The 17,860-nt window shown below is 70.1% G+C and carries 11 protein-coding genes; 3 read left to right on the top strand and 8 right to left on the bottom strand.

Going from position 1 to position 17,860, the window contains the following annotated elements; genetic code table 11:
- Positions 1-26: 26 nt before the first annotated feature.
- Positions 27-626 carry a hypothetical protein gene (locus tag Q664_RS39645; protein WP_043408461.1) on the bottom strand — a complete coding sequence of 200 codons (600 nt, stop codon included), beginning with the start codon at positions 624-626 and terminating at the stop codon, positions 27-29.
- Positions 627-746: 120 nt separating this feature from the next.
- Between Q664_RS39645 and Q664_RS39640 the strand changes: the two genes are divergently transcribed.
- From Q664_RS39640 to Q664_RS53275, 3 genes are all read left to right on the top strand, one after another.
- A complete protein-coding gene (locus tag Q664_RS39640; protein ID WP_043408457.1) occupies positions 747-962 on the top strand; it encodes a hypothetical protein in 216 nt (71 codons plus the stop codon).
- Positions 963-1,118: 156 nt separating this feature from the next.
- The gene (gene cysQ, locus Q664_RS39635) at positions 1,119-1,922 is read left to right on the top strand and encodes a 3'(2'),5'-bisphosphate nucleotidase CysQ (RefSeq protein WP_043408454.1); all 804 of its coding nucleotides are present in this window, start codon (positions 1,119-1,121) and stop codon (positions 1,920-1,922) included.
- Positions 1,923-2,225: 303 nt separating this feature from the next.
- Entirely contained in the window at positions 2,226-4,754 is a 2,529-nt protein-coding gene (locus tag Q664_RS53275; RefSeq protein ID WP_160174602.1) for a TIGR02270 family protein, read from the top strand.
- A gap of 9 nt (positions 4,755-4,763) precedes the next feature.
- Here the strand turns inward: Q664_RS53275 and Q664_RS63235 are convergent, their stop codons facing one another.
- The 7 genes from Q664_RS63235 to Q664_RS39595 form a co-directional block, all read right to left on the bottom strand.
- Complete coding sequence (locus Q664_RS63235) at positions 4,764-5,129, bottom strand: Imm49 family immunity protein (RefSeq protein ID WP_481955002.1); 366 nt, start codon at positions 5,127-5,129, stop codon at positions 4,764-4,766.
- Positions 5,020-5,505 (bottom strand): hypothetical protein, encoded by a 486-nt coding sequence (locus Q664_RS59570; protein ID WP_043408449.1) that lies wholly within the window; start codon positions 5,503-5,505, stop codon positions 5,020-5,022. Before Q664_RS59570 ends, Q664_RS63235 begins: the two co-directional genes overlap by 110 nt.
- A 35-nt stretch (positions 5,506-5,540) precedes the next feature.
- Positions 5,541-6,149 carry an imm11 family protein gene (locus Q664_RS39615; RefSeq protein ID WP_043408446.1) on the bottom strand — a complete coding sequence of 203 codons (609 nt, stop codon included), beginning with the start codon at positions 6,147-6,149 and terminating at the stop codon, positions 5,541-5,543.
- A 17-nt stretch (positions 6,150-6,166) separates the two neighbouring features.
- Positions 6,167-6,850 (bottom strand): AHH domain-containing protein, encoded by a 684-nt coding sequence (locus Q664_RS53270; protein WP_052519239.1) that lies wholly within the window; start codon positions 6,848-6,850, stop codon positions 6,167-6,169.
- Positions 6,851-6,867: 17 nt separating this feature from the next.
- Positions 6,868-7,434 carry a DUF6484 domain-containing protein gene (locus Q664_RS39605; protein ID WP_043408509.1) on the bottom strand — a complete coding sequence of 189 codons (567 nt, stop codon included), beginning with the start codon at positions 7,432-7,434 and terminating at the stop codon, positions 6,868-6,870.
- A gap of 158 nt (positions 7,435-7,592) precedes the next feature.
- On the bottom strand, positions 7,593-11,246 hold the full coding sequence (locus Q664_RS39600; RefSeq protein ID WP_043408443.1) for a type I polyketide synthase: 3,654 nt from the start codon (positions 11,244-11,246) through the stop codon (positions 7,593-7,595).
- A gap of 12 nt (positions 11,247-11,258) precedes the next feature.
- A complete protein-coding gene (locus tag Q664_RS39595) occupies positions 11,259-17,681 on the bottom strand; it encodes a non-ribosomal peptide synthetase (RefSeq protein ID WP_052519236.1) in 6,423 nt (2,140 codons plus the stop codon).
- Positions 17,682-17,860: the final 179 nt, after the last annotated feature.

Raw genomic sequence — 17,860 nt, 5'->3', positions numbered from 1 at the left:
CCCGAGGGGTGAGGGTCCAGAGGCGCCTAGCGCCAGTCCGCATAGAATCCCAGTTGCAGTCCGCCCACATAGGACCGGGCCAGACTCGACCGCCTGTAGTTGTAAGGATCACCATATCCTACGGTGAAGCCGAGGGAAACCGAGCTGAAGCGGTAGCCGATGCGTGCCCGGCCATCCAGCAGGCCGCCCAGGTAGGACTCCTCGTCCTTGGGACCATTCTGGAAGCGGGCGTGGAGCCAGGCGGGACCGGTGCCGATCTGGAAACCCCACTCCAGGCCGGACCCCCGGCGGCTGGTGTACCCCAGGGCGAACATCAGCGAGTAGTACTGGAACGACGTCATGGGAACGTCATCCCCCTCGACGACGGTGGCCGGACGGACCACGGCGAGGGCCGCCATGGGCTCGATGAGCAGCCCGAGGGCATCCGTGCGGCCCTGGAAGAAGACGAGCTGCCACTGCAAACGGGCCTGGGGGGCGATGACCCCGTCCCGGATGAAGGTACCCAGGTAGGCCGCCCGGGGGAGCCAGGGAGGCGTGGGCGAGGGCGGCGGAGGGGTGGGCTGGGCCAGTGCGGCCGAGGCCAGACACAGCGTGAAGAGGACGCAGGGGAGGAAGCGGCGATTCATGACGCTTCCTTACCTCGTTTCCAGGCAGGGCTTGTCAAGCGCTTGTCAACGAAGGTTTACGTTGGCTATAGCACGTTACCCCCACCCTGTACGGGAGGGTTCCAAGGAGTCGTTTCCCACATGCCCGGTGCGTCAACGCGTACAGGCAACACCAAGAAGAATCTCCCGCGGACCGAGACCCTGGTCCGCAAGGCGGCGGCCGCCGCCACGGGACTGCTGAACCGGAGTGAGCGCGTGCTGGTCGTCTACGACGAGGGAGGGGCCACCCTCTACTACGAGTCGGACGACGCGGAGGATGGCATAGGCCGCCGCAAGCTGCCTCGAGCCGCCTCATGAAGTGACGAAGCAGTGAACGGCGTGCCGGCCGCGCCGCCCGGAGCCCTGGACCGTACGTCTCCGGAAGTCAGTTCCCGCCGGCTTCCGAGCCCCCCGCTCGGACCCACCGATGAGCGCCGTCACGGGGAACGGCGCCCGGTACTTCCCCACCCACATATGACGAAGATGGATGAAGCCCTGGTGTCGGCCGTGTGCGAGGTGGCGCGGGAGGCCGGACGGGCCACGCTGCCGTTCCATGGAGGCGCCGTCTCCGTCGAGCGCAAGGGGGATGACTCCCCGCTGACGGCCGCGGACAAGGCCGCGCATGCGCTCATCCTCGACGCACTGCGGCGGCTGACGCCGGACATCCCCGTGCTCTCCGAGGAGTCCAGTGAGAAGGAGGTGGCCGGGCGGCGCGCGTGGAGCACCTTCTGGCTGGTGGATCCGCTCGACGGCACCAAGGAGTTCATCAAGGGCAGCGGCGAGTTCACCGTGAACATCGCCCTCATCTCCGGCACCGGCCCCGTGCTGGGCGTGGTGCACGTGCCCGTCACGGGCGTCACCTACTGGGGCCAGCGGGGAGCGGGGGCCTTCGTGGCCCGGCCCGGCCAGGCGCCGGTGGCCATCCGCACCCGGCCGGCGGACCTCGAGCGGCTCGTCATCGTGGCGAGCAAGGACCACGCGGGCCCCCAGGTGGAGGCGCTCCTGAAGCGGCTCACCACGGCGAGCACCGCCAACATGGGCAGCTCCCTGAAGTTCTGCCTCATCGCCGAGGGCAAGGCGGACTTCTACCCGCGGCTCCAGCCCACCTGCGAGTGGGACACCGGGGCGGCCCAGTGCGTCCTGGAGGCCGCGGGAGGCGGGGTGACGGACCTGACGGGCCGGAGGCTCGTCTACAACAAGGAGCAGATCCTCAATCCGTCCTTCCTCGCCTTCGGCGACTCCCGCCCGGACTGGCTCGCGCTGCTGGAGGGACGCTAATGGGCTTCAGGAAGTCAGGTGAAGACGGTGGCGTTGGAGCCAGAGGAGGGTATCGCGCGAGATGCTCAACGCACTGCCTGGGAGCGTCGATGAACTTCGCCGCATGGCTCGCAGGAGCTTCGAGCGGCTTCAGCATCGCCCTCAGTTCCCGCGCTCCTTCTTCCGCCACTGCCGCCTTTCCCTTCACTGAAGTACCTGAAGCCCGTTAAGCGGATCGCCGGGAAGACGCCGAGACTCTTCATGCAAGACCACCACAGCACCGGCGCGTGCTCCGCGCCGTACGATGCGTCCCCCCGAATGGACATGGCGCGGGACTTTCTCGCGGATGCCACCTTCTTCTGGGCGCAGCGCGAGCAGGGTCTGGTCGCCCCCGACGCCACCCTCCAGGAGCTCATAGAAGGCCCCGAGCAGCGTCTGCTCGCCTGTCTTGACGCACTGGTGCTGGGTGGACCGAGCGTCTCTCAGAAGGTGCTGAGGCCCGCCCTGGCTTCGGAGGAGTTGGAAACAGTCGCCTGCGCCTCCTCCGTCCTCCTCATGCAGGGTGGAGCGGAGGGGCTTGAGGCAGTGCTCACCACGCTCCGTGCCGACACGGAGCCCGCGAGCCAGGGGGCGGCACGGGCCCTGGAACTCACCCGCCGCGCGGACGCGGTGTCCCGGCTACACGCGCTCCTGATGGATACCCCTCCCGGTGTCCAGACCCGGGTGCTCGAGATCCTCACACAGTGGGAGGCGGACCCCGCTCAAGGCTTGGACGAGCTCCTCGCCGCAGGCGATGTACCGCTGGCTTGCGCGGTGCTGCGCGCCGCCCGCCGCTTTCCGGCGCGGCTGAGGGCCTCCTCGCTTGAGCGCGCCCTTGGCTCGGACGTGCCGGAGGTGCGCAACGCGGCGTTGGAGACGGCCTTCACGCTGGGACACCCCGGCGTCTGGAGCACCTGTGTCGAGGTCGTCCGCCTCCGGGGACCGGGCTGGGGTGGGCCCGCGGCGCTGCTCGCGCTGGGCGGCGACCCCCAGGACATGGACCTGCTCCTCCAGGCGTTGCCAGAGCCGGTGCTGAGACGGGACGCGCTCTGGGCCCTGGGGCTCAGCGGGCGCATTACCGCCGTGGGGCCTCTGCTTGAGGCCATGCGGGACGAGGCCATCGCGCCCGTGGCCGCGGAGGCCTTCTGTGCCATCACCGGCCTGGCCCTTACCGGGGAACTCGAGGAGCCTCGCGAGGTCTGGACGCCGGACGCGCCCGAGGAGGAGGAACCCACGCCGCTCGGACCCGAGGCCGCGCTCCCCCGCCCCCAGCCCCAGAGAGTGGAGCGCTGGTGGAAAAAGGCCCAGGGGAACTTCTCCCCGCAGGGACGCTATCTGGCCGGGAAACCCTTCGGGGCCGAGCCGCTCCTCGATGCGCTCACCATGGGACCCATGCGCAGGCGCGCGGCGCTGGCACTGGAGCTGGCCGTGCGCACCCAAGGGGCCTGCCAGTTCAGCACCGGGAATTGGGCACTGCGGCAATGGAAGGTGCTGCAGGTCCTGAGGCCCACGGTGCGTGGGCGGTTGGCCCTGGGCTCCTTCCGCGCGCTGCCGCGCACCCTGGCCGTCCCTGAGGCGTTGCCGGTGAAGAACGAGCCGCTCTTCCCGCCAGTGTTCTGCCAACGCCCTTCGCCTCCGGGTTCGCTCGCGGTAACGGGGCTGGGGATGGTGTCATCCCTGGGAGATGGTGTGGTGGGCAGCTGCGCGGCCGCGCGGGTGGGCGTGGCCCGGCCAGGGGCGCTGGAGGGCACTCCAATCGTGGACGAGGACTCGGGCGAGGAGTTGCCGGTCACGGGGCATGCCATCCCCCACCTCACGCAGGGATTCAGCGGCGTGGGGCGACTGGTGCGGCTGGGCGTGGCTGCCCTGGCGGACCTCGTCCACCAGACCGGGCTGACCGCAGGGCCGCGCACCGGCCTCTTCCTCAATCTGCCGAGTGGCTTCCTCCTCGCCGCCGCGGAGCGCCACGCGCGCGAGGCCGCGAAGCAGGAGCAGGCAGCCTCCGAGCCAGAAGAGGACTCCGGGGAGGCGGAAGTCTCCGAGGAGGAGCCCCTGCTCGCGGAGGTGCTGCGGGAGCGCTACTCCCGGACGCTGTTGCCGCGGCTGCGCGCTCAGGCCTCCTTGCCGGGCGGTGTCGCGCAGGAGGCACTCTTCTTCGGGGACTCTCCTGGCTTCGTCACCGCCCTGCGCGCGGCGGAGCGTGCGCTGAGGTCGGGCGCGGTGGAGCGCTGCATCGTGGGCGGTATCGACAGCCTTGTCGAACCGGAGTGGTTGGACGCGCTGGAGGAGTTGCGGCTGCTGAAGACGCCCAACCGGCCCGTGGGACTGATGCCGGGGGAGTGCGCGGCCTTCGTGCTGGTGGAGAAAGCGGACGCGGCGGCCCGCCGGGGCGCCCCCGTCCACGCGCACATCGACGCGATGGCCTCCGCCTCCGAGCCGACCCACATATTCTCCGGCCAGCCCCACCTGGGCGTCGCGCTGACGTCTGTGCTCACCGAGGTGCTCGGAAGCCTGGAGAACCGGGGGCGGGAGACGGGCCTCGTCTTCGCGGACCTGGACGGCACGATGCAGCGGGCCCAGGATTGGGGTTACGCTCAGGTCCGGCTGGAAGGCTTCCCGCTGAGGGAGCTGCCCGCGTGGTACCCCGTGGACGCGTGGGGCGGCGTGGGCGCGGCAACCGGTGCCCTGGCCGTCTGCATGGCGGCACGAAGCTTCGCGCGGGGCCATGCACCGACGTCCGGAATCCTGGCGTGGCTCTGGGGGTGGGCGGGGGAGCGGGCGGCGCTCCACGTACGGGCGCCCACGGCGCGGTGAGGTGGGGCGTCAGCGCCGAACCAGGCCCGGCATCATCCGGTACTCGGGCTGCGTGCTCAGGCCGCAGTCCTCGGCCAGCCGCAGCAAGGCCAGTCCCTCGATGAAGACGTGGCGCTCGGTGTGGAAACGCTGGGGATGGAGGGGTGGGCCCGCGTTCCGGAACTCCGCGTCGCGCTCGATGAGCAGATCCTCCAGGGCGGCATCGAATGCGTCCTGGTCCCGGACGAAGAGCGCCTCACACACGGCGAGCCGCGGGGAGCCACTGTCACCGGAGCATTGTTGGAAGGCCGCGAGCGCCCGCTCCCCCACCCGGAGAAGGGGTCTTCGCGCTCGCGAGCAGGTGCTCGCGAAGGAAGTCGGCGTAGCGGAAATCATCCTCGAACTCCTCGTCCGCCCTCCAGCGGTACGGGGAATGCTGGGCGATGTCGCGGGCGAGGCCGGCCTCACCAGCGGCGAGCGCGTCGAATAGAGGTTCCACCCGACTGGCGCAGCGGAACCGGCTCGGTGGCGCCGGGTCCGGACTCGAGAGCAGCAACTCCCGGCGAGCCGTCGCGGACAGGCGCAGATCGTGGCGGAACGCCAGGACGTCACCATCTGCCAGCAGCGCGCCGATCGCGGCAATGCGGCGATAGGTGGAGAGCCGGGTCAGCAGTTCCTCGCGCTGGAGGGGCGAGAGAGGCTGGCGAAGTCCATCCTCGAGTTGCTCGACCACCGTGAGCGCGTTCTCCCGAATGAGATCCATCTGGAGCATGAGTGATTGTCTGCCCTCCGCCGAACGCGGAGCCTCTACGCGCCGGCCCGCTTGCGGAATTCGGAGCCGTAATCGTCCAACTCCTGGAAGAACATACCAGTGCAGTCCTCGTCCAGGATGGTCTGCCCCAGGTCTTCCCGGACGAGGATGAGCCGGGACTGCTCCGCCAGCCGGAAGATCTTCGCGTCCTTGGGGATCTTCTTTTCCTGGAGCACCAGCCGCCGGAAGCGCTGCACCTGGTCCTTGACGATGGTGTCCATCGTGAAGTCGGATTTCTTGGCATCCATGCAGGCCACGGTCCCCAACACATTGGCGATGAAATAGGGCGTGTCCAGCACCTTCTTGCGCGGTGTGCGCAGACGCACCGGCAGGAACTCGATGGTGCCCTTTAGCGTTTCCCTCTCCAGTATGCCCTTAAGCTTCGCGGACACCACGAGCAGGGCGGAGGTATTGAGGATGCTGTCCGTCAGCTTGCTGCCCCGCTCTTTCGACAGGTCGAAGATGAGTCCCTCTGGAAACCACTCCTTGCAGGGCACCCCCTCCTTCAGCAGGTAGCCCCTCCCCTCCAGCTCTTCCTTACGGTACGCGTCCAGCCACGCGAAGGACTCGTTTTCACTGTCATTCACCCAGGGGTAGTAGCTCACCGAAGCAGACTCCTCGTTCAGGACTTCTTGCTCTTCGTGAGACCCTTCTTCTTGAGGGTAGGCTTCACGAACTCGTTGATGGAGATGGGACCGGCGGCAACCAGCATGTCCCAGTAATCCTTCTGGAGATTCATCAACCGGTCCTTGAGATCCTCGGGAGGGTTCCACTGCTTGTGCTTCTTGTCCTTCGCCAAGGCTTTGTCCAGAACGTCCCTGACTTGCTCCATGTCCGCGTCAACTTTCTCGGTATAGGCCGGATGTCTGCCCTGGTGGAACGGCAGAAGATGGAACGCAGTGTCTTCCAGCCTGGCGGGGAGGAAGATGATGTTTTCCCCGTTGTTGATGTTGTAGTCCACCCCCTGGAGCATCCGGAGTTGGTTGCTGTCGAAGAACTTGTCGAGGAACGCCTCTTCCGGAAGCAGGTGGTGCCCCTGGTTGGCGTACGGGGACTTGCCAATCCGGAAGTTGTTACCATACGTGAAGGTGTAGCGCCGCGCGTGGGCCTTGCTGCCCGCCGTCACGCCCTTGCCACGAACACCCGTGCCAAGCGTCTGGAGCGCGCCCTGGATGACATCGAGGTCCGCGTAGACACTCTTCCGGCCTCCATTGCCCTTGATGTGTTTGTAGCCATTCTTCCGATAATCGCGAGAGCGCTGAAGCCGAGCCTTCTGCTTGCCCGCGCCCGAGAGGTGCTTTCCCATGCGTGCCTCCGCGAGACTCAGTTCAACTCAATTTTGCCACCGCGGATGAGTTGGAGCCCCGAGGCGCGGCTCTCCACCCGGACGCCTCGCAGGAGGATGGTGCCATCCCTGCGCAGGGTGATGCTCGCCTCGCCCACCTGAAGAACGAGCTCCCGCTGCGCACCCAGTACCAGACGTTCCTCCGGCACGGAGTTCCTTGCCCTGGCCACCCTAGCGGGCGCAGGTTCAACGGGCGCGGGAGTCTCGAAATCCCCGGGCCGAGCCGCCTCGTCCAGGAGTTGGTCCAGCAGAGAGGGACTATCGGAGCCCTGCGCCATGGCGACAAGCATGGGCCGCGCTGGATCACCCTCTTCGAAGAGCAGTACGGCCTGCCGCTGCTCCCCTGCGGCCACGCGGAGCTGTGCCGGGTCGAGCGCGACAAAGCTCCGGGCCGGAATCGGCCTGGGACAGCCTTCGAACTGCACCAGGGGCAGGCCCTCCAGGCTCAGGCCGACAAGCCGACCGACGCGCGCCCCGAGGATGGGCTGCTGCGACTCGGAGCGGGCAACCTTTTCAGGCGTACTGCAATCATCAGGTGAAGACATGGGAAACCTCAGCGACACGGTGGAGCCCATTGTCTCAATAGCTGGGTTGGATGGCGAGCCCCCAACCTCAAGCGGTTCATCAAGGAGCAGCTCCTCAATCCGTCCTTCCTCGCCTTCGGCGACTCCCGCCCGGACTGGCTCGCGCTGCTGGAGGGACGCTAGGGAAGCCGGGCCCGGAGCCGTGCCGCCAGCCGCTCGACGTGCGGCGGCTGCAACATGCTCGTATGCCCCCCGGGAACGACCTCCACGCCCACCGATTCGCACCGGCCAATCCAGGCCAGCTCCGGGTGCTCCGGCATCCACGGCTCGCGCTCGGCGGCGCGGAAGAACTGGAGCGCCCCGCCCTCCCAGGGCTCGATCGTGTAACGGCTCAGCGCCTCCAGGTTCGTCTTCCACACCCGGAGCAAGCGCTCTCCCCTCCCGGGCTCGGAGAAGAGCGGCTCCCCCCGCATCCGCTTCGCCTCGTCCTCGAAGCGCTGCGGCAACGGCCCCGGACCGGGAGAGTCGAGCAGCGCGCACAACGGCACCGCATGTCCCTCGGCGGACAACCGGCGGGCCATCTCGTACGCCACCGCGCCGCCGAACGACGCCCCCACCAGCAGGTAGGGGCCCGAGGGCCACACCGCGCGAAGCACCTCGAGGTAGTGCGCCGCCATCTCCTCGACGGTGGTGTGGCAGGGCACGCCCTCCTCCAGGCCCACCGACTCGAACCCGTACACCGGCCGCGAGGCCCCGAGGCCCCGCGCGAGCTCCCGGTAGAAGAGCGTCTGTCCGCCCGCCGCGTGCACGAAGAAGAGCGGCGTCCCCTGTGTCCCCTCCTGGAGCCGCACCAGACAGCCAGGACGCGCCGGTGCCCGGGTGCTCACGGGGCCGAGCTTCTCCGCCAGCGCGGCGGGCGTGGGCGCCTCCACCACGTCCTTCAATGACAGCCGGATCCCCAGGCGATCCGCGAGCCGCGCCGTCAGCCGCAGCGCCATGAGCGAGTCCCCGCCGAGCGAGAAGAAGTCATCGTGAATGCCGATCTCCTCGAGACGGAAGACCTCGCGGAAGCACTCGACCAACGCCTGCTCGGTGCCGTCGCGGGCCGGCACGGCGGCGGCCCCCCGGCGCGATGTCCTCGCGGACGGCGGAGTCCGGGAGAGCGGTGGCGCGGGAGGCTGTCCGCCAGGTCCGGCTCCCACCGGAGTGGAAGACTCCACGGGCTCGAGCCAGTACCGCTCGCGCTCGAAGCCGTAGCCCGGCAACACCACCCGGCGGCGGTGCTCCCCGGCGCGGAAACGCTCCCAGTCGATCTCCACCCCCGCGAGCCACGCCTCGCCGAGCGGCACCAGCGGACTGGCCGGCGGAGCGGAGACGTCCGGTAGCGAGGCCACCACCGGCTGCGACGTGCGCGCCGGGTGCTGCCGCGTGAGCGCGCTCAGCATGGAGCCCGGCCCCACCTCGATGAACGTCCGCTCCCCCGACGAGAGCAGGAAGGCCAGGCCGTCGGAGAATCGGACCGTCTCCCGCAGGTGACGCACCCAGTAGCCGGGATCCGTCGCCTCCCGCTCCCCCAGCCAGCGCCCGGTGACGCTCGACACCACCGGCAGCTTCGGCGGACACAGCTTCACCCGCGACACGAGCCGCCCGAAATCCGCGAGGTATGGATCGAGCATCGACGAGTGCATCGCCCGCGGGTAGCGCACCCGCTTGAAGGAGAGTTCCCGCTCCCCCAGCACCTTCTCCAACGCGCCGACGGACTCCACCGGCCCGGCGATCACACACGTCCCGGGACCGTTGATCGCCGAAACGGACAGCTCCGGTCCGAGCAGCGGCTCCACCTCTCCCACGGGGGCGAGCACCGAGACCATGGCCCCCTCGGGCATCCGGTCCACCAGCAGGGCGCGCGCCGCGACGAGCGACGCGGCCTCCTCGAGCGTGAAGACCCCCGCGAGGCAGGCCGCCACATACTCCCCGAGCGAGTGGCCCAGCAGGGCCTCGGGCTCCACGCCCCAGGAGCGCCACAGCTGCGCGAAGGCCCAGTCACAGGCGAACAACGCCGGCTGCAACCACCTCGGTCGATCCAGCTCCTGGCTCGCGGTGCCGGAACGCTCGGACGGCGCGAACATCACCTCCCGGAGATCCCCCCCGAGCGGCCCGCGCATCAACCCGGCGCACCGCTCCAGGGCTTCACGGAAGACGGGCTCGCGCAGGAAGCAGGCTCCCATGTTCACACGCTGCGCGCCCCCGCCCGGGAAGAGGAAGACCGCTCCCCGCCGCCCGGCCTCGTCGTGCGCCGTACGCACCCGCCCCGGCTCCCGGCTGGAGAGCCACGCCCCCGCCTCCTCGCGCCGGCCGCCGATGACGACGCGCCTGAAGGGAAAGCGGGCCCGCCCCACCTGGAGCGTGTGGGCCACATCCGCGAGTGGCCCGCTCCCCTTCCCCAACTGCCCGGCCAACGCATCGGTCATCCGTTCGAGCGCGGCCTCGGACTTCGCCGACAGCAGCACCAGCTCCTCGTCACGCCGGGGCGCGTCGCCCGCGACGGCCGGAGCCTCCTCCAGGACGACGTGGGCGTTGGTGCCTCCAAATCCGTAGGAGCTCACCCCCGCGCGAAGCGGCGTGGGACCACTCCACGGGAGGGCCCGGTCCACGACGTAGAACGGGCTGTTCTCCAGCCCGAGCCGGGGGTTGGCCTCCTGGAAGTGCAGGGTCGGCGGCAGCGTCCGGTTCTCGAGCGCCAGCACCGTCTTGATGAACCCGGCGATCCCCGCCGCCGCGTCCAGGTGCCCCAGGTTCGTCTTCACCGAGCCGAGGCCGCACGAGCCGGGCGCTCCTCCGCGGAACACCTGCTCGAGCGCGGAGACCTCGATCGGATCTCCCAGCGGAGTTCCCGTGCCGTGGGCCTCGATGTACGAGATGGAGTGCGGCTCGACCCCGGCCAGGGACAGGGCCTCGGAGATGGCCGCGGCCTGGCCCGTCACCGAGGGGGCGGTGAAGCCCGTCTTCGCGCCACCATCGTTGTTGATCGCCGTGCCGAGGATGACGGCGCGGATGGGATCCCGGTCGGCGAGCGCGTCGGCGAGCCGCTTGAGCACCACCACTCCGGCGCCATTGCCAGTGATCATCCCCGCCGCCCGGGCATCGAAGGCCCGGCAGCGGCCGTCGGGCGAGAAGATGCCTCCCTCCTGATAGCGGTATGGCTCGAGCTGCCGCGCCCGCACGCAGGCGCCCCCCGCGAGCGCCAGATCGCACTCCCCGGCGATCAACGCCTGACATGCGACGTGGACCGCCACCAGTGACGTCGAGCAGGCGCTCTGGACGTTCAGCGCGGGGCCGGTGAGATCCAACTCGTAGGAGACGCGCGACGCGAGGAAGTCCCCGGCGGTGCCCAGGACGTTCTCGATGAGACCACTCCCGTTGCGCGCGGCGTGGGGGAGCACGCTCGAAATCAGGTACGTACTGAAGGTGGCTCCCGCGTAGACGCCCGCGCGCATCGGCTTGCCCCGGGGCGCGTACCCGGCGGACTCCATCGCCGTCCAGGCACACTCGAGGAAGAGCCGGTGCTGCGGATCCAACTGCTCGGCCTCGCCCGGCGTGTAGCCGAAGAAGGCGGCATCGAAGCACGCGGAGTCCTCGAGCACGCCGGCCGCGGCCACCCAGCCCTCCTCCGGGGACAGACCGGCCTTCGCGAGCCGCGCCGCATCCAGGCGGGTGATCGACTCCACCCCCGTGACGAGGTTGTGCCAGTACTGGCGCTCGTCCGCCGCGCCGGGAAAGCGCAGCCCGAGGCCCACCACGGCGATGGCCATGTCCTTGTTCAGCTCTTCCATGTGCATTGCTCCTCAGTTCGAGTCCGGCCGCTCGCGCCGCTGCCGCGCCAGACGCCGCTGTCCATCCCGGCGGTTGCCATTCCCGGAAGCGGGGCTCCCGGCGGCCGGCCCCTCTCCGCGCACGAGATGCGCCGCCAGCGCGCGCACCGTGGGAAATTGGAAGAGGCCCACCAGGGGAAAACGGTGGCCCACCAGTGCCTCGGCCTTCACGTGCACCGCCTGGAGCAGCAGCGAGTTGCCACCGAGATCGAAGAAGTTGTCCTCGGCGCCCACGCGCTCCAGCCGAAGCACCTCGGCCCAGATGGCCGCGAGCGACTGCTCCAGCCCCGCCTCCGGAACGACATAGGAGTCACCGGGCGCGGGCCGGTGCATGTCCGGCATGGGCAACGCCTCGCGATCCACCTTCCCATGGGGCGTGAGCGGCAGCGCCGCCAGGAACACGAAGGCCGAGGGCACCATGTGCTCCGGGAGCGTCCGCTTCAGCCAGGCCCGGAGCACCGCGCTCCATCCCGGAAGAAGAGGTGAGCCGGGCACCACGTACGCCACCAGCCGTCTGTCTCCCAGCACGTCCTCCCGTACCACCACCGCCGCTTCCTTCACCTCCGCGTGGCCCACCAGCGCCGCTTCCACCTCTCCCAATTCGACACGGAAACCGCGGATCTTCACCTGCGCGTCGGAGCGGCCCAGGAACTCCAGCTCCCCTCCGGACAACCACCGGCCCAGGTCTCCCGTCCGGTACATCCGGGCGCCCGGCTCCCCGCCGAAGGGATCCGGGAGGAAACGCTCCGCCGTCAGGGCCGGCCGCTCCAGGTAGCCCCGCGCGACTCCCGGGCCCCCCACGTACAGCTCCCCCGTCACCCCCACCGGCACGGGCCGCAGCCACCTGTCCAGCACGTACACCCGCCCGTTGGGCAGCGGCCGTCCGAGCGTCGGCCTCGACACGTCCACGTCCGCGTTGGAGGTGGCGAAGACCGTCACCTCCGTCGGGCCGTACTCGTTGATGAAGCGCCTGCCCCGCCGCCACTTCGTCACCAGCTCCGGCGTGCACGCCTCCCCCCCGGAGACGATGGTCTCGAGCGCCGGATACTCCCCCTCCTGCTGCGCCAGCACCGAGGGCGTCATCGCCCACAGCGTCACCCGCTGCTTCTTCAGCAGCGCGTCCAGCGGCGCGCCCGGCAGGAGCGACTCCCGAGGCGCCACCACCACGCACCCACCCACCACCAGCGTGGGGAAGATGTCCGACACCGAGACATCGAAGCCGAGCGACCCGTACTGCAACACCCGGCTGCCCGGATGCATCCCGCGCGTCTCCACCGCGGCCAGCACCGTGTTGCACAGGCCCCGGTGTGTCAGCAGCGTCCCCTTGGGTCTGCCCGTGCTGCCCGAGGTGAAGATGACGTAGGCCAGGTGCTCCACCCCCGCCTCCGGCACCGGATCGTCCTCCGGCTGGAGGGCCAGCACTCCGGCCTCCGCGTCCAGCAGCACCCGCCGCTCGCCCCGTGAGGGCAACCCGTCCGCCAGGGCTCGCGAGGTCACCAACACCGGCATGCGGGCCTCTTCCATCATGAAGGCCAGGCGCTCCCCGGGGTAGGAAGGATCCAACGCCACATAGGCGCCTCCGGCCTTGAGCACGCCGAGCAGGCCCACCACCATGTCCAGGGAGCGTTCCAGGCACACGCCCACCCGCGCCTCCGGCCCCACGCCCAGCCTCCGCAAATGGTGGGCGAGCTGGTTGGCCCGCTGGTTGAGCCGCCGATATGTGAGCTCGCTGTCCTCGAAGACCACGGCCACCGCGTCCGGCGTGCGCGCCACCGTTGCCTCGATGAGGTGGTGCGTGCACGTGTCCCGGGAATGGTCCGCGCGGCGGCCATTCCACTCCACCAGCACCTGGGCCCTCTCGGCCTCGCTCAGCAGTGGCAGCTCGAGGACGCGCTGTCCGGCGTCCGCCACCACTCCCTCCAGCAGCGTCCTCAGGTGCCCCGCCATCCGGGCGATGGTGGAGGCCTCGAACAGCGCCGTGTTGTACTCGAGGCCCCCCTCCAGCCCCTCCCGGGTCTCCGTCAGCGCCAGCAGCAGATCATTCCTCGCCGTCTGGCTGTGGAGGTCCACCGGCCTCGAAACCACCCCCGGCAGCGTCAGCTCCGGCGCGCCGTGCTGGAGGGCGAAGGCCACCTGGAACAGCGGCGCGCGGCTGGTGTCGCGAGACGGCTTCAGCTCGTCCACCAACATCTCGAAGGGCACGTCCTGGTGCTCGTACGCCCCCAGCGCCGTCTCCCTCACCCGCCCGAGCAACACGCGGAAGGGCTCCTCTCCCCTCACCCGCGCCCGCATCACCAGCATGTTGACGAAGAAGCCGATCAGCCCCTCCAATCCGGCATGGCCCCGGCCGGCGATGGGCGAGCCCACGCTCACGTCCTCCTGTCCCGAGTAGCGGTGCAGCAGCACCTGGAAGCCCGCCAGCAGCGTCATGAAGAGGGTCACCCCCTCGCGCTGACTCAGCTTGCGCAGCCCCTCGGTGAGCGCCAGGGGCAGGTGCACCCGGTGCAACGCGCCACGGTAGGACTGCACCGGCGGCCGCGGCTTGTCCGTGGGCAGCTCCAACGCGGGCAGCGCGCCTCGAAGCCGCTCGCGCCACCAGGCGAGCTGCGCCTCCAGGACCTCGCCCCGCAGCCACTCCCGCTGCCACCGCGCGTAGTCGGCGTATTGGATGGGCGGTCTGGCCAGTGGGGACTCGCGGCCCTCCAGGAAGGCCTCGTACAGCGCCTTCAGCTCCCGGACGAGCACCTCCAGCGACCAGCCATCCGACACGATGTGGTGCACCACCAGCACCAGCACGTGCTCCGCCTCCCCGAGCCTCAGCACCGTCACCCGTAGCAGCGGCCCCAACGTCAGAGCGAATGGCCGCCGCACCTCCTCACCGGCCAGCCGCAGCGCCTCCGCCTCACGCGCGTCCACGGGCAGCTCGCGCAGATCCACCACCTCCAGTGGTGGCTCCACCCGGGCGGAGATGCGCTGGAACGGCCCTCGCTCGCCCTGCTGGAACGTCGTCCGCAGCGACTCGTGCCTCCGCACGAGCTCGTGGAAGCTCCGCTCCAGCACCGACGTGTCGAGCACTCCCTCCAGCCTGAGCGCCAGGAAGACGTTGTAGAGCGCGCTGTCCGGCTCCAACCGGTCCAGGAACCACAGCCGCTGCTGGGCGAAGGACAGCGGTGGCGCCGCGTCCCCGGGCCCGGGGAGCAACGGGGGGGGCCGGGTTATCCGTGTCCCCGCCGCCGGCTCCTCCAGCCGCCGCGCGAGCTCCTCCACCGTGGGCGCCTCGAAGAGCACCCGCACCGGCACCTCGCGCTGGAGCACCTCCCTCAGACGCGAGGCCACCCGCGTGGCCAGCAACGAGTGCCCGCCCAGCTCGAAGAAGTGGTCCCGCGCCCCCACGCGCCCCAGCCCCAGCAGCGGCGCCCAGAGGTCCGCCACCACCTGCTCCATCACCGTCCGGGGCGCCACGTATTCCTCGCGCTCACGCGCCTCGACCTCCGGCGCGGGCAACGCCTTGCGGTCCACCTTGCCGTTGGGCGTCAGCGGCAGCGCCTCCAGGCTCACGAAGGCCGAGGGCACCATGTGCTCCGGCAACCTCTGCTTCAGCCAGGTCCGCAGCTCCTCGGGGTTCAACCCGGGGCTCGTGGCACCCTCACCCCGTCCCTCTCCCGAGGGGAGAGGGGAATTTGGGACCACATAGGCCACCAGCTGCTTGCCGCGGGCTCCCATGTCCCTCGCCACCACGGCCCCCTCGCCTACTCCCGGGTGCTTCGCCAGCACCGCCTCCACCTCTCCCAACTCGATGCGGAAGCCTCGTACCTTCACCTGCTCGTCCCGCCGGCCCAGGTACTCGAGGTTCCCGTCCCGCAGGTACCGGGCCAGGTCTCCCGTCTTGTAGAGCTTCGCCCCCGGCTCCGCGCTGAACGGGTGCGGGATGAACCGCTCCGCCGTCAGCTCCGGCCGGTTCAGGTACCCGAGCGCCAGGCCGTCTCCGCCCACATACAGCTCTCCCGCCACCCCCACCGGCACCGGCTGCCGCCGCTCGTCCAGCACGTAGGCTTCCGAGTTCTCCAACGGCCTGCCAATGGGCACCGACACCGCGCCCTCCGGCACCTCCCTCACCTCGTAGCTCGTCGAGAGCGTCGTGTTCTCCGTCGGCCCATAGCCATTCACCAGGTGCTTCGGCCCCCCCCGCTCCAGCACCCGCCTCAGCGACCTCACATCCGCCGCCTCCCCACCGAACATCACGTACTTCACCGTCCGGAAGGCGTCCGGGCACTCGGCCACCGTCTGGTTGAACAGCGCCGTGGGCAGGAAGGCCGTGCTGATCCGCCGCTCCCGCATGAACGCGGCCAGCGCCTTCGGGGACAGCGCCACCTCCCGGGGAACCCCCACCACGCACCCGCCACTGAGCAGCGCGACCCACAGCTCGAAGGTGGACCCGTCGAACGAGGTGTTGCTCAACTGCGTGACGCGCTCCGCCTCCGTCAGCCGGACATACCCGTTGCCGCACACCAGCCGGATGATTCCCCGGTGCGGAATGCACACGCCCTTGGGCCGTCCTGTCGAGCCCGACGTGTACATGACATACGCCAGCGCTTCCGGCCCACTCCGCTCGCCTGGGCGCTCCGCGCGCTCGCTCGCGAAGGCCTCCCACCTGGGCTCCAGCGGCACCACCGTGGCCCGCGTGGGGGGCAGCTTCGACACCAGCTCCGGCCGAGCCAGCACCACGGGCAGCGCCGCGTCCTCCATCATGAACGCCAGGCGCTCCCGCGGATACGACGCATCGAGCGGCACATACGCCCCGCCCGCCTTCAGGATGCCGAGCATCGCCGCCACCAGCTCCACCGGGCGGCTGGCACACAACCCCACCCGGGTCCCCGCCTCCACGCCCAGCCGCCGCAGGTGTCTGGCGAGCTGATTGGCCCGCCGGTCCAGCTCCGCGTACGTCAGCCGCTCGCCCTCGTCCTCCACCGCCAGCGCCTCGGGCTGGCCCACCACGTGCGCCTCGAACAGCTCATGCAGGCACGCCTCCCTCGGGTACTCCGCGCGCGTCTGGTTCCACTCCACCAGCACCTGGCGCCGCTCCGCTTCCGACAACAGCGGCAGCTCCGCCAACGCCAGCTCCGGGTGCGCGAGCGCTCCCTCCAGCAGGCGCGCGTAGTGCGCCGCCATCCGCGCCACCGTCGCCTCGTCGAACAGCGCGCTGTTGTACTCCCACAGCCCCACCCACTCCCGCGCGTTGTCCCGGATGAACAGCGTGAGATCGAACCTGGCCGCGCCGGGCTCGAAGACGAGCTCCTCCACCGCCACGCCGGGCAGCGCCAGCGAGGCGAAGGGCGCGTCTCCCTGCAGCACGAACGAGGCCTGGAACAGGGGCGTACGGCTCAAGTCCCTCACCGGCCGCAGGGCGTCCACCAGCCGCTCGAAGGGCACGTCCTGATGGGCATAGGCGCCCAGACACGCCTCGCGTACCCGCTTCAGCAGCTCGCGGAAGCTCACCGCTCCCGGCGCCTCCACGCGCAGCGGCAGCGTGTTGGCGAAGAAGCCCACCAGCCCCTCCACCTCTCGCCGGTTGCGCCCCGAGATGGGTGTCCCCACCACGATGTCCGTCTGCCCGCTATAGCGCGCCAGCAAGGCGTGGAAGCCCGCCAGCAGCGTCATGAACGGCGTGACGCCCTCCCGCCGGCTCAGCGCCCGCACCGCGTCGGACAGCTCCGAGGGCAGCTTCACCCTCAGCACGGCACCGCCCGTGGACTGTACCGCCGGACGGGGCCTGTCCGTGGGCAGCTCCAGCACCGGAGGCGCCCCGGCCAGCCGCTGCTTCCACCATGCGAGCTGCTCCTCCAGCACCTCGTCCTTCAGCCACTCCCGCTGCCACACCGCGTAGTCCGCGTACTGCACCGGCGGGGCCGGCAGCTCCGGCGTCCCGCCCCGCGAGTACGCCCCGTACAGCGCCGTCAGCTCCCGCTCCATCACCCCCAGCGACCAGCCATCACAGACGATGTGGTGCAGCGACAGCAGCAGCACGTGCTCGTCCGCCGCCAGGCGCAGCAGCCTCGCTCGCAGCAACGGCCCCTTTTCCAGCTCGAACGGGCGCCGGGCCTCCTCCTCCACCCGCCGCACGGCCGCCCCCGCACGCGCTTCCTCGGGCAACGCCTCCAGGCTCTCCACGGGCAGCGCGAACTCCACCTCCGGAGCCATCCGCTGGACCGGCTGCCCGTTCTCCAGGGTGAACGTCGTCCGCAACGCCTCATGCCGCTGGATGAGCGCCGTCAGGCTTCGCTCCAGCGCGGCCACATCGAGACGCCCCTTCAGCCTCGCGGCCAGGGGAACGTTGTACGTGAACCCACCCGGCGCCAACTGCTCCAGGAACCACAGCCGCTGCTGGGAGAAGGACATGGGCAAGGCCCCGTCCCTGGGGCTCGGCCCGATTGCGGGCAGACCCCTCCCACGCCGGCCCACCGGCTTCGCCTCTCGTGCACTCATGGGGATTCTCTTCTCCTGGAACGGATTGCACGCACCCGCGGCGTGCACCGTGGATGTCCCCTCTCCCCCTGGGAGAGGGCTAGGGTGAGGGT

This window comes from Archangium violaceum Cb vi76 (genome assembly GCF_000733295.1).
Classification (GTDB): domain Bacteria; phylum Myxococcota; class Myxococcia; order Myxococcales; family Myxococcaceae; genus Archangium; species Archangium violaceum.
Note: the sequence above shows the minus strand (reverse complement) of the source record. Positions and strands in the feature narration are given on the sequence as shown.